Below are 13,059 nucleotides of genomic sequence, written 5' to 3' on the forward strand. Positions count from 1 at the left end.
AAAGATCGGAGTAATCCGGTCTTTTTATGGAGGATAGTAAATGAATTTAAATCAATTAGATATCATCGTTTCAGATGTTCCTCAAGTCTGTGCTGACTTGGAGCGTATTTTTGATAAAAAGGCAGACTATGTTGACGACAGTTTTGCTCAGTTCACGATTGGCAGTCATTGCCTCATGTTGTCCCAAAATCATTTGATTCCTTTGGAAAATTTCCAGACAGGAATCATTCTTCATATCGAGATTGAGGATGTAGACCAGAACTACCAGCGGTTGAAAGAGCTTGGTGCTGAGATTTTACACGGCCCAGCTGTGACCGATTGGGGAACGGTGTCCCTGCTAGTTAAAGGACCTGCCGGTCTAATGATTGATTTTTATCGAATGAAATAGGTCTGTTTAACATAGAAGAAACGCATAAAATCAACACTTTTGTAATCAGTTGATTTTATGCGTTTTTATGTGAACTATTATTATATATCGGCTAGAAATTAAGTTTTATCCAACTTCTTGCTCTATATCAGCAGGTTTATTTAACTTCCCCGCCTTCAACAACTAGGTCGTCAGCCTTAGCAGCTTCGCCGTATGTTGGGTGGAGAGTTTCTTCATAGGCCTTGTGGAAGAAGTTTTCTTTGCCCAGTTTCTTGATTTCGTCGTTGATGTAGTTGAGCAACTCGGTATTGCCTTTTTGCACAGCTGGGGCAATGGTATCTGGATCACCCAGCGAAGTGATGCCGACTTCAAAGCCTTTGTTTTCCAGCGCCCAGGCTAGGACTTCAGTGTTGTCCGTAGAAAAGGCATCGCCGCGGCCGTCTAGCAGGGCTTGGTAAGCATCGCTGTATTGATCATACTTTTGCAGTTTGATATTCGGGTAGTTCTTTTCAAAGTAGGTTTCAGCCGTGGTTCCCTTGGTGATGATCAGGGTCTTACCTTCCAACTGCTCAGGCTTGGTGATAACTGAGCCTTTTGGTGATACAACTCCGAGAGATACTTTCATATAGGGCAGAGCGAAGTCAACTTGTTTTTTCCGCTCGTCTGTGACAGTGAAGTTGGCTAGGGTAATATCGACCTTGTTGGAGATTAAGTATTCAGCCCGGTTAGCAGCATCCACAGGCACGTACTCTGGCTTAACACCCAAATCTTTGGCTAGCTGGTCGCCCAGATAAATGTCATAGCCTTGATATTTGCCGTTGTTATCTACATAGCCGAACGGTTTCTTGTCGCTGAAAACCGCAATACGGAGCTTACCGCTCTTTTTAATTTCCTCAAGACTGCGGGCCTTGACCGTTTTGCTGGAAGCTGCGTCTTTGTTACCGGCATCTTTCTTGCTGGAACTGCCGCAAGCGACAAGGAAGAAAGCCAGAGTAAGAGTTGTTAAAGCAAAGATTGTTTTAGATAATTTCATAAGAGACTCCTTTATAAGATATGGGAATGTGAAGAAAACACAGAGATACCAAAGAGTAGCAATATCAGTGGTGGGATAGGCATAACTGTCAGCCTAGATGACTGAAGTCAAAGACATTGAGAAATTCCTGGGCTCGCTGGGTTTTTGGTTGGCTGAAGAACTGTTGGGCGGTGTTTTCCTCGAGGATACCACCTTGGTCCATGAAGATAATCCGATCGGCAATGGCGCGGGCGAACTGCATTTCGTGGGTCACAATCAGCATGGTCCGGCCTTCCTCGGCTAGGTCATTAATGAGCTCTAGCACTTCACGGACCATCTCGGGATCCAGCGAAGCAGTCACCTCATCAAAAAGGATGATTTCCGGGTGCATGAGGAGCGAACGGACGATTGCCACCCGCTGCTTTTGGCCGCCAGACAGCTGGCGAGCAAAGCTGTGCTTTTTATCAGCCAGGCCGACCCGCTCCAGCAGACTTTCAGCTTCCTTGATGACCTCGTCCTTCTTGCGCCCCTGAGCCTTTATTGGAGCAAGAATCAGATTTTGGAGAACATCCAAATGGGGGAAGAGCTCATAGCTTTGAAAGACCATGCCAATCTTCTGACGAACGAGATGGAAGTCCTTTTTCTGGCTGAGGATGGATTGGCCGTCCAGTAAAATATCGCCAGATTGGATGCTTTCAAGGCCGTTGATGCAGCGAAGCAGGGTTGACTTGCCACAGCCAGATGATCCTAGGATGACCACGACCTCTCCTTTTTGGACAGAGAGAGACAGGCCTTTAAGGATGGCATTGCTGCCGAAAGACTTGCGAATGTCCCTTAATTCTAAAATGATTTCTGACATGATGTCCGTTACTCCTTCCAGATGGTTTCCAAATAAGAGGACAGCTTAGAAATAGGAAAGCAGACTGCGAAGTAAAGCAGCAGAATGCAGCCATAAATCCAAAAAGCAGCAGAAGGGATAGACAGACGATTACTGTCAATGATCTGCTGGCCGACCTTGACGACCTCGATGACTCCGATAAGGACGATGAGTGAGGTTGTCTTAATCATCCGCGTGATTAGATTAATCGCCTGCGGCAAAAGCCGTCGCAGTACCTGTGGGATGATAATGTAGACATAGAGCTGGCGCTGCGACAGTCCCAGTGCCTGACCGCTCTCAAACTGATGCTTGGGCAGGGAAGTGATGGCACCCCGTACCAAGTCACCCATCTCCGCCGTTCCCCAAAGAGAGAAGACTATAATGGCTGAAAGCTCACCAGAGATATTGATGTCGAAGTTTCTGGCTAGGCCAAAGTAAACCAGAAAGAGCAGAACCAGCTGGGGCATGACGCGGATAAACTCTAGATAGGCTCTGGACAGAAAGCGCACGACTTTTGAGTGCGAGGTCATGATGATGCCAAAAATAGTTCCCAAGATAAGGGAGATGATGACCGAGAGGATGGAAATACCAATGGTAACACCTAGCCCCTGTAAGATACGTAAGAAATTATTCCCCTGAAAGAGAACTTGAATGCCCGAATCCTGCACGCCGCAGCCTCCTTTCTATCCAGCTAAAGCCAAGTGAAATTGGCAGCAAAATAATCAGATAAGCAATGACCAACATGAGTAGAGCTGTATCTGTCTCGTAGTAAAGGCCAATCAAGTCCTTAGCTACAAACATTAGGTCTGCCAAGGCAACAGCTGAAAATACTGAGGTTTCCTTGATTAAAAAGATGACATTGGCACTAAAGGAAGGCAGGGCAATAGCTGCAGCCTGAGGCAGGATGACATAGTAGAAGACTTGTACTGGTCGCAGGCCGATAGAGAGTCCGACTTCCCTCTGCGTTTGGCTGACTGCTTCAAGGCCGCTTCGGAAAGACTCAGCCATATAGGAACCACCCAGAAAGATTAGCCCAATCGTCGCACAAGCCTCAGAGGACAGAACGAGTCCAACACGAGGCAGGCCGAAGTAGAGAAAGAAAAGCTGCAGCAACAGCGGCGTATTGCGGGAAAACTCGATATAGGCGGTTGCTAGCGACTTCAAAATTGGAATCTTGTAAAAGCGAATCAGACTGACTAAGAATCCGACAGCAATTGATCCCAAAATTCCCCAAAAGGCTATGAACATGGTTAAAAGAAAGGCCTCTTGATAGAGGGGATAGTAATCACTGACGACGTCCCAGTTCACGGCTCTCACTCCTTAAACACTTGATGTTCCTAGTTTAGCATAGATAACAGACCTTTAGTAATATGTATTTTTTATCGCACTGATAAGGAAAATCTATCACTGGTCTGAAGAGAAATGCTAGATTGGGAGTTTGTTATTTCAGCTGTGAAATCAATCGGTCATAGAATAATATTATTATTCGACATTATGTTATAAGTTTTTTAGATTTTACTTTGTTATACTATAAAGTATAGAAAATCTTTTATCTTACTAAGGAGGAAAATATGAGCAAAAAACTGACTTTTCCGGATGGTTTCTTGTGGGGCGGAGCGACAGCTGCCAACCAGTGCGAGGGAGCTTATGATGCAGATGGTCGAGGGTTGGCTAATGTAGATGTGGTGCCGATTGGTGAGGACCGTTTGGCCATCATCACGGGTAAGAAAAAGATGTTTGACTTTGAGGAAGGCTATTTCTACCCAGCCAAGGAAGCCATTGATATGTATCATCGCTTTAAGGAGGACATTGCCCTCTTTGGTGAGATGGGCTTTAAGACATATCGTCTATCCATTGCTTGGAGCAGGATTTTTCCTAAGGGGGATGAACTGGAGCCCAATGAAGCTGGCTTGAAATTTTACGAAGACCTCTTTAAGGAATGCCACAAGTATGGCATTGAGCCCTTGGTGACCATTACTCACTTTGACTGTCCCATGCACTTGATTGAGCAATATGGTGGTTGGCGGAGTCGTAAGATACTGGAATTTTACGAGCGTCTCTGCCGCACTCTCTTCACTCGCTACAAGGGCTTGGTCAAATACTGGCTGACCTTCAATGAAATTAATATGATTCTGCATGCACCATTTATGGGGGCGGGGCTCTGCTTTGAAGAAGGTGAAAATGAGGAGCAGGTCAAATACCAAGCAGCCCATCATGAGCTGGTCGCCTCAGCCATTGCCACCAAGCTGGCTCATGAGATTTACCCGGAAAACAAGGTCGGCTGTATGCTGGCAGCGGGTCAAAATTATCCTAACACCTGCCATCCACGCGATGTATGGGCTGGTATGGAGGAAGACAGGAAAAACTATTTCTTCATTGATGTGCAGGCGCGTGGTGAATATCCCAACTACGCCAAGAAAGCTTGGGAGCGCGAGGGCATTACTGTTGAAATGACAGAAGAAGACCTGCAGCTGCTCAAGGAGCATACGGTAGACTTCATTTCCTTCTCTTACTATGCTAGTCGGGTGGCTTCGGGCGATCCTAAGGTTAATGAGCTGACCGAGGGCAATATCTTTGCTTCTCTCAAGAACCCTTATTTGGAAGCTTCTGAGTGGGGCTGGCAGATCGATCCTCTGGGCTTGCGCATTACGCTTAATACCATTTGGGATCGTTATCAAAAGCCCATGTTTATCGTGGAGAATGGCCTGGGTGCAGTGGATAGTCCGGATGAAAATGGCTATGTAGCTGATGACTACCGCATTGACTATCTGGCGGCCCATGTCAAGGCTATGCGGGAAGCCATCAATGAGGACGGTGTGGTGTTGTGGGGCTACACGACCTGGGGCTGTATCGACCTGGTATCAGCCGGCACTGGTGAGATGAAGAAGCGCTACGGCTTTATCTATGTGGACCGGGACAATGAAGGTAAGGGAACACTCAAACGCTCTAAGAAGAAATCCTTTGACTGGTACAAGGAAGTCATCGCGACTAACGGAGCATCTGTGAAATAGGAAAAAGGCTGAGATATGAATGTCTCAGCCTTTTTCAAGTATGTATGTTTTATAGGAATTTTAGTCTAACTGAAATTTAAATACTTTTCAAGATTTATTATTTCAAGAAATCCTTTATTTGCTGGGCGATTTCCTCTGGCTTTTCGTCATGGATATAGTGGGAGCCTTCTAATGTCACAAGTTTGGCTTGGGCATTCTGCGCGACAAACTCTTTTTCCAGCTTGGGAGCTTCTCCGCCTTTTTGGACAGCTGCAAAGATAAGAGTCGGAATCTGAGGCACGGGTTCTTTGTTAATCCTTTCAACATTTTTCTTCCGATTCTTGACTTCGTTCATGACCGCCTGAGTGATTGATCGCTGGTGGAACAAGGCTTTAAATACAGCTTTTTCCTGATCATTGAGAGCTCCAGACTTTATGGCTGGGCTGCTATTTTCATCAAAGAAAATCGGTAGGCGAGCTAAGCCTAGCATTCTCCCCAGCTGGATAGTCTGATAAGAGCCATAAAATTTCTGCTGGTCGGCCACCTCTGTATGAGGCATGGTCATATCCAGCCCGATAATAGCTTCTACTTCTTCTGGGTAATGATTGGCCCAGTGAATCGTTTCTAAACCGGCAATCGAATGCGGAACCAAAACATAAGGACCGGATATCTTAGCAGCTTTGAGGGCTTTACGGGTCTGCTCCACTTGTCTATCCAATGAGCGGTCATTGTTCCCATCATCACTGTAACCATAGCCTAGACGTTCTACCACGACGATGCGATAATCGTCCTCCAGCTTGGAATAAAGAGCCTTGAAATCCAGAACCGGAGCATTGGTGCCCAGACCTGCTAGGAAAACCAAGGTCTTCTTGCCCTTGCCGGCAGTGTAGACATTAAGCTTCTTACCCTCTACCTCGACCAGTTGGCCAATCGGCTTCTCAATGAGTTTGCTTTCCTTAGCTATTTGAAAGCGGTGATAGAGAAAGATAGCCAATAAGGCCAGAGCTAAGAGTCCTACCAGCCAAGTGATTGTTTTAAGGATAAATATAAAGATTCTTTTCAACATAGGGATTCCTTTCTGTTCATCATATTTTAGACTCGCATACTTTTATTTATAATCTTTACTTCAAGCGGTCATATCGTGATTTACACTAAAAGCGAATAGAAGTTTAATCAGGTAAAGTGATAAAAGAGCTGTCATACTGATTGGCAATTTACTGTAACTAATAAGAAGAATGCAACCCAACCCCGCCATAGAAGCACCAGTTAATGCTTGCTCCCTGCAATCTTTCAGTAGTTCGCTAACAAACAGAGCGCCTATCATCGCACCAAGCCAGACCATAGTACAGATTAGTAAAGATTGATTAAAAAGTAGAGCTAGAAGTAAGGGCTGAATGTGAATCAGGAGGAAAATACATCGTCGTTTTACAGACTCCTGATAATAATGATTAGTCCCTTGAGATAAATTAGCAATCACTCCTCCGCTGATATCTACAGATAAGAGGTAAAAAGTGATGATTTGCCATAATGGCCAATTCTGATCTGGCAAGGAAAGACGCCAGAGTAATCCAGTTACCATAATAGAGAAGGTCATCGTGATAGCTATGGTTATCAGGCTTGTTTTCCGTCCAAATAGTTCCTGTAAAAACTTAGGTGTGCAAATATCTCTCAATATTTTATTCCTCCCTGCCCCATGATAAATTCTATCTGTTCCAATCCTTTTTCCATTAAAAGTGATGGTGGCATATCCGTATAAAGATATCGGATTACCAAAAGCCCTAAATTGTTATAAAGTATTTCCAGCAGGAGGTCGATTGGGTAGTTTTCTGGCAGTAGATGAGCCTTGCTTTCCAAGTAAGTCTTAATTGATTGAAGATATTGACTATCAAGATACAGCAAGTTGCTCAAATATTGACTGGAATCAGTATCAGAGGTGAGAATTTGAAAAATGCTCTGCCAGTCGGATTTCTCAACTTCAGTTATAGTGCCAACATCAGATATAATCTGCTTTTTAATACTTGCCACAAGCTCTGTATAAGTTTCAGCATTTTCATCAAATTTTGTAGTCAGCTTAAACTGCTTCTGGATGACTATTTCAATAAAAATTTGCCCCTTGCTTTTAAAATAATTATATAGAGTTCCAGTAGCTATATCACAGACTTCTGCAATCTCTCGCATAGAAACTGCTCCAAAGCCCTTAGAGCGAAACAACTCCCCTGCCACTTCTAAAATAGCTTGACGATTTTTTTCTTTTTTACTTACTTTCATTTTTAAATCCCTTTTTAATATGAATGTGTTCATTTTATGAACTTGTTCATATTATAGTAAATAAAAGATAAAAAATCAAGAAAAAACTAAATACAATTTAGTGGTCAAAAAATAGAAAGCCAGAGAGACCGGTCAGGTGTGTCTATATTATTGTTTCTGTCGCGACAGAGTTGGAAATAGCAGCTAACAAACATTAGATATGTTTGATTGAGTCGCAAGGCCAAACTTAAAATAGCAGAATAAAACTAGGTCACTTTTTGATTTTCGGTGAGTATTAGTCGCTCAGTTATGCCTTCGACTTCTCATAGAATTTTTAAAGAAGATTATGAAATAGGGAAGGGAATTCAGATTTTTTCTCTTGCAATATATTTTTCATAATAACGATTGCTATCAAAAGGATAAGGGGTCTCTTTTGATTTGAACAGTTGCTCAGGGATAAGAACGACACTACTTACAAGAACTGTTCCACTGATAATAGCTAAAATGATTATTGACAAGCTGGGGAGATTTGTAGGATACTGGTTCAGAACATAGTAGAGAGCATGAAGCGTAAAGACAACCGCTGTCGCAAAACCTGGGTTATAAATGGTTCTTTTTCCTACTGTACGAAAACGTCGGTACATACTGAACCCAAAAATCAGGTGGCCAATCATTTCAAAAAAGCAAAAGATAAGATTCCAGATGACAATGATCTGATTGACACCGTAGAAGAGACAGACAATACCAATTAATTCAGCTAACATGATAGTCAGCATATCAGAAAATTGATTCATAGGATAGCGATCGGGCTGTTGAGAGCGCCGAAGCATGTTGTAGTTATAATGAAAACCGCCAGGAAATCTCCATTCCTCTAGACAGTGTAAAGGGAGCATGACATAGATTATAGCGACAAATCTGCTTCCAGCATCTAGTGTAGTCCAATGTGTGATAAGATATAAGAGAATACCGATTCCCATAACAAAAAGAATGGGAATCCAGATTTTTAACCAAACAGAAATCAGTTTGAACATAACAACACCTCATTTATCAAAGTACCCACCACTGGTAAAGAGACCAGTAAAGGATGTTAGCGACCACTGCCAAAGCAGATAGACTGGTCATGGCCGTCAGGAAGAGGCGGCCCTTGCTGAGCTTTTCTCTGAATTTTCTGAAGAGCGGCAGCAGAGCAGCAGCGGTTAGCAGGAGTCCCAAGGCAGCAAAGAGCATGTAGCGCCAGGGAGCTAGAGAATTGAGATCATCTGACATCAAAGGTATCATAATCATTAGCAGGTTTAGGGGAACAGCCAGAATACCAAGAGAAGTCAGTAGATTCCAGACCTTCCAAGTGCGGTCTGAGTGCTCAACCGTTTTTCGGGAAATCAAGCGATAAGCTCCTAATAAAAGGCTGATGATGATCGTTCCAAAACTATAGACAATTCCAAGGATGCCTAATCCTAAGATGATATAGTCCTTATAGAAGTCAAAAGCAGAGATTTTCTCATAGTCCACCACAGCGACGGGAATTGTAATCTTTCCCTTGCTCTCATAGATGGTCCAAAAATTGGTACTCAAGATTCGGTTCTGAGCAGGATTGTCAATCTTTTCTATTGAGGGCATCATGAGTCTTAGAAAGGACAAGGGACCATGGAGAAAGGTACGTGGAGAAAGGTAGTAGCCTGGTGTAAACTGCTTTTGAGTCTCTTCGTCAGCTGTTTTACGTTTTCCGAAAACCAGTTCAGGCATTTGGTAGTTGTAATTCTCTTCCATGCTTTGATTGGTCATGACTATGTAGCCGATGCCACTTTCCAAGTCTAGCATAAGCCGGGAGCTGAAACCATCAGTATTGCCGCCGTGGCCAATGATGCTGACTCCGTATTCATTGATCCAAAAACCGTGGGCATTGCGAGCAATGTCTGTACCTGGATAAGTCGAAGTGGGATTGTAGAGGGTATTCCAAGTTTCTGGACGTTCAAAGAGAACCTTGCGCCCCAGCAGAGCCTGAGCAAATTTCTGTAAATCCTCCAAGGTGCCGGCTGCTTGGCCAATTGAGTAGAGACCATATTCATAAAAAGCTGTCCCTAGTGAATTTCCCTTTGTATCATAGGCCTTAGACTCTTGGCGTTTTTTCTGGACATAGGGATTATCAGATAAGTTCGGTAGGAGAGCTGTCTTGTCCATGCCAAGCGGCTGGAAGATATGTTCGTGGGTATAGTCAGCAAAGGTCTGGCCGGAAATCCGCTCGACAATCAGAGAAGCGAGCCCAGCACCATAGTTGGAATAAGAGGTTACTGTTCCAGGTTCAAAGGACTGGACAGGCTGGAGCATGCGTAGATTTTCCTCTATATTTTTATCACCTTTTGTGTAAGACAGAGATTCATCAAATCCCGTCTGATGATTCATGAGATCCAGCATCGTGATAGCTTTGTCGAAGTGCAGATTTTTAAGAAAATTCTCTGGCAGGTAGGTCTTGATATCTTCCTCTAGGTCAATCTTTCCTTGTTCCCAGAGTTGCATGACAGCTATCCAGACGGTCAGCTTGGTCACAGAGCCCCAATCAAAGACGCTGCTGTTGTCAGCTTTGATGCCTTTTTCTTTATCCATATAACCGAAGTTGCCTTGGTAAATGGTGCTATCCTTGTCAAATACTGCTGTTTCCATAGCGGCAGTCGTCTTTTCATGCTCCTTGACATAGTCTTCGATTTTTTGCCCAACTTGGTTGCGGTCAATGCCAGATGGGAGTTTCTGTTCTTCAGCCAGTGCGGTAATTGGTCGAAAGAGTCCTATAGTCAACAGAGTTAAAAGGATTAGGGGAAATGTTTTTTTCATAGCTGGCTCCTTTCATGTTAGAATACCCACCACTGATAGAGGGACCAATAGAGGATATTAGCGGTCACTGCTAAGGCTGATAGACTGGTCATGGCCGTCAGGAATAGGCGGCCTTTGCTGAGCTTTTCTCTGAACTTTCTGAAGAGAGGTAACAGAGCGGCTGAGGTTAACAGGAGTCCCAAAGCAGCAAAGAGCATGTAGCGCCACTGAGCGATCTCGCTGAAATCTCCCGAAGTTGCTGACATGAATAGCAGAAAGAGATTGATTGGAACAGCCAAAATACCAACAGCTGTTAGGAGGTTCCAGACCTTCCAAGTGAGGTCTGGCTGGTCTTGTTTCTTGCGAAAGATAAGCCTATAGACTCCTAGAAGCGGGCTGATGATGAGGAGGCCAAGGGCGTAGGTGATACCAAGTCCGGCCAAGCCTAGAACAACATAGTCTTTAAAGAAATCAAAGTCAGAGACTTTCTCATAGTCTGCGACAGCCACTGCGATACGGGTCTTGCCTTGGCTCTGATAAATGGTCCAGAAGTTGTTTGGCAATCGCTGATCGTCAGATGGTTCCTGCAAGTAGTCTGCGGAGGCTGGAATCATTTTAAAGATAGCTAGAGGCCCTTGATTAAAGTTACGCAGAGTGCGATAATAGCCTGGACTGAACTGCTCTTGGTTTTCCTTGCTGGCCGTTTTACGTGGTCCAAAGACGAGCTCTGGCATTTGGAAATTATAATTTTGCTCTGCACCTTGATTAGTCATGACGACATAGCCGATACCGTGTTCCAAGTCCAACATTATCCGTGAAGTAGCGCCAGCTGTATTTCCGCCGTGGCCCAACACAGTAGTACCGTATTCGTTGGCCCAAAAGCCATGAGCATTGCGGATGATATCCGAGTCAGGGTAGGTGGAACTGGCAGTATAGAGGGTGTTCCAGGTCTCTGGGCGCTCAAAGAGCGTCTTGCGAGCCAGCAGGGCTTGGGCGAACTTCTCCAAGTCTTTCAAGGTGCCAGTAGCCGCTCCGATAGGATAGATGCTAGTGATGAAATGGTCCTTGCTCAGTAAGTTTCCTTTAGTGTCGTAACCCTTGGTTTCTTGACGCTTTTTCTGAACGTAGGAATTGTCTGATAGGTCCGGCAAAATAGCCGTTTTATCCATGCCCAGTGGTTGGAAAATATGCTTATGGGCATAGTCGGCAAAGGTCTGACCGGAGATCCGCTCGACAATCAGAGCAGCCAAGCCGGCACCGTAATTTGAATACGCTGTGACTGTACCGGGTTCAAAAGACTGGATAGGTTGTTGTTCTTTAAGGATTTCTTCGATACTTTTGTCGCTTCGCATGTAGAAGGTAGTCTCGTCAAATCCTGCCTGATGATTCATCAGATCCAGCATGGTGATAGGTTTGTCATAGCGGAGATTTTTGAGGAAGCCTTCTGGCAGATAGGTGCGGATGTCTTCTTCTAGGTTAATCTTACCTTGCTCCCAGAGCTGCATAACAGAGACCCAGACGGTTAATTTGGTTACGGAGCCCCATTCAAAGACGTTATCATCATCGGCCTTGACCCCTTTTTCCTTATCCATGTATCCAAAGTTGCCTTGATAAATGGTACCGTCCTTATCAAAGACTGCCGTTGCCATGCCGGCTGTTGTTTTTTCATGTTCCTTGACATAGTCTTGGATTTTCTGACCGATCTGGTCACGTTCGATACCAGATGGCAGCTTTTGAGACTCCTCAGCCGATGCAGTAATTGGCCGGAAGAGTCCTAGAGTTATAATCGTTAGAAGCGTTAGAATAAATGATTTTTTCATGCGAGTCTCCTTTTTCCTTAGCCCTCAAGGGCGAAAGTAATACTTCTAAAAATGATTTTGCAAAAAATTTTAAACATTCTAAGCCTCCTTTTTATAGCACATACATTTCTTATTTCTTTCTATTTTAAAGTTCGATTCTCAAATATCCTTCAAGTAATTCTAAAATATTTCTAAAGTTTTTCGAATAGTCCATCTTTTATTGACTTAGCCTCTTATCCTTGCTACACTAGTGATAGGAAATTTCTGGAGGCGAGTGTTTATGGCTCATATTTTACTCATCGAAGACAATAGTGATATTCATGAAATTCTAAAAGATCTTTTTCAGAAGGAACACACGGTTTATTCCGCCTATTCGGGGACGGAGGGCATTTCGCTGTTTGAGCGGGAGGAGATTGATTTGGTCCTTTTGGATATCATGCTACCAGGGAAGAACGGTGATGAAGTGTTGAGGGAAATTCGCAGCAGCAATGCTACGGTGCCAGTGGTTATGCTGACAGCCCTTGGTGAGAAAGCGCTGGTTAGCCAGTACCTGCTGAATGGTGCTAATGATTATATTGTCAAACCCTTCAATCTGGATGAGGTTTTTGCCCGTATTACCGTGCAGCTGCGCAGCCAGCAGGCTTTGACTGGCGAGGAAGAAGGCCAGTCCTTTAAAAATATCCGGCTGCTCAAGACTACCTTTGAGGCGGTCTGTGGAGAGAAAAGCGTCCGTCTGAGCAAGAAAGAATATCATATCCTCCAGCTCTTGCTCCGTCATCCCAAGAAGATCTACACCAAGGAAGAGCTCTTTGAGCAGGTCTGGGAAGAGAGCTACCTGCCTGGGGATAATACCCTGAATACCCACCTCAGCAATCTACGTAAGAAACTGGCTCAGTTGGACCCAACAGAGGAATACATAGAGACTGTTTGGGGTCTGGGTGTCCGGCTCAAGGAGGACTGAT

At 44.3% G+C, this 13,059-nt stretch carries 13 protein-coding genes; 3 read left to right on the forward strand and 10 right to left on the reverse strand.

Translation table 11 applies throughout. From position 1 onward, the window contains the following. Positions 1–40: 40 nt before the first annotated feature. On the forward strand, positions 41–388 hold the full coding sequence (locus tag RWX26_RS04140) for a VOC family protein (protein WP_314579482.1): 348 nt from the start codon (positions 41–43) through the stop codon (positions 386–388). A gap of 136 nt (positions 389–524) precedes the next feature. On the opposite strand, the gene RWX26_RS04145 is transcribed toward RWX26_RS04140, so the two are convergent. The 4 genes from RWX26_RS04145 to RWX26_RS04160 form a co-directional block, all read right to left on the reverse strand. Continuing rightward, a complete protein-coding gene (locus RWX26_RS04145; RefSeq protein ID WP_002901451.1) occupies positions 525–1,400 on the reverse strand; it encodes a cysteine ABC transporter substrate-binding protein in 876 nt (291 codons plus the stop codon). A gap of 88 nt (positions 1,401–1,488) precedes the next feature. Then, positions 1,489–2,238: an amino acid ABC transporter ATP-binding protein gene (locus RWX26_RS04150; protein WP_125406049.1), complete on the reverse strand. Its 750-nt coding sequence runs from the start codon at positions 2,236–2,238 to the stop codon at positions 1,489–1,491. 8 nt (positions 2,239–2,246) lie between these two features. After that, complete coding sequence (locus RWX26_RS04155) at positions 2,247–2,924, reverse strand: amino acid ABC transporter permease (RefSeq protein WP_002901449.1); 678 nt, start codon at positions 2,922–2,924, stop codon at positions 2,247–2,249. Further along, positions 2,884–3,564 (reverse strand): amino acid ABC transporter permease, encoded by a 681-nt coding sequence (locus RWX26_RS04160; protein WP_049539304.1) that lies wholly within the window; start codon positions 3,562–3,564, stop codon positions 2,884–2,886. The genes RWX26_RS04155 and RWX26_RS04160 overlap by 41 nt, the downstream gene beginning before the upstream one ends. A gap of 263 nt (positions 3,565–3,827) precedes the next feature. On the opposite strand from RWX26_RS04160, the gene RWX26_RS04165 reads away from it, so the two are divergent. After that, positions 3,828–5,267, forward strand: coding sequence for a 6-phospho-beta-glucosidase (locus tag RWX26_RS04165; protein ID WP_314579487.1), 1,440 nt, complete (start codon positions 3,828–3,830; stop codon positions 5,265–5,267). A 97-nt stretch (positions 5,268–5,364) separates the two neighbouring features. Here RWX26_RS04165 and RWX26_RS04170 read toward each other — a convergent pair whose 3' ends face one another. From RWX26_RS04170 to RWX26_RS04195, 6 genes are all read right to left on the reverse strand, one after another. Then, the gene (locus tag RWX26_RS04170; RefSeq protein WP_314579493.1) at positions 5,365–6,312 is read right to left on the reverse strand and encodes an alpha/beta hydrolase; all 948 of its coding nucleotides are present in this window, start codon (positions 6,310–6,312) and stop codon (positions 5,365–5,367) included. Between the two features lie 60 nt (positions 6,313–6,372). Continuing rightward, on the reverse strand, positions 6,373–6,918 hold the full coding sequence (locus RWX26_RS04175; protein ID WP_314579496.1) for a hypothetical protein: 546 nt from the start codon (positions 6,916–6,918) through the stop codon (positions 6,373–6,375). Continuing rightward, positions 6,915–7,514, reverse strand: a complete 600-nt coding sequence (locus RWX26_RS04180; RefSeq protein WP_175859727.1) for a TetR/AcrR family transcriptional regulator — start codon at positions 7,512–7,514, stop codon at positions 6,915–6,917. The genes RWX26_RS04175 and RWX26_RS04180 overlap by 4 nt, the downstream gene beginning before the upstream one ends. Before the next feature lie 344 nt (positions 7,515–7,858). Next, a complete protein-coding gene (locus tag RWX26_RS04185; protein ID WP_314579498.1) occupies positions 7,859–8,524 on the reverse strand; it encodes an HXXEE domain-containing protein in 666 nt (221 codons plus the stop codon). A 16-nt stretch (positions 8,525–8,540) separates the two neighbouring features. Continuing rightward, the gene (locus RWX26_RS04190) at positions 8,541–10,319 is read right to left on the reverse strand and encodes a serine hydrolase domain-containing protein (RefSeq protein ID WP_314579500.1); all 1,779 of its coding nucleotides are present in this window, start codon (positions 10,317–10,319) and stop codon (positions 8,541–8,543) included. Between the two features lie 17 nt (positions 10,320–10,336). Then, positions 10,337–12,118, reverse strand: a complete 1,782-nt coding sequence (locus tag RWX26_RS04195) for a serine hydrolase (protein WP_314579502.1) — start codon at positions 12,116–12,118, stop codon at positions 10,337–10,339. Between the two features lie 259 nt (positions 12,119–12,377). On the opposite strand from RWX26_RS04195, the gene RWX26_RS04200 reads away from it, so the two are divergent. Then, entirely contained in the window at positions 12,378–13,058 is a 681-nt protein-coding gene (locus RWX26_RS04200; RefSeq protein ID WP_002914384.1) for a response regulator transcription factor, read from the forward strand. The last annotated feature ends 1 nt before the right edge of the window (position 13,059 follow it).

Origin of the sequence: uncultured Streptococcus sp., from assembly GCF_963536705.1 — a bacterium.
Classification (GTDB): Bacteria; Bacillota; Bacilli; order Lactobacillales; family Streptococcaceae; genus Streptococcus.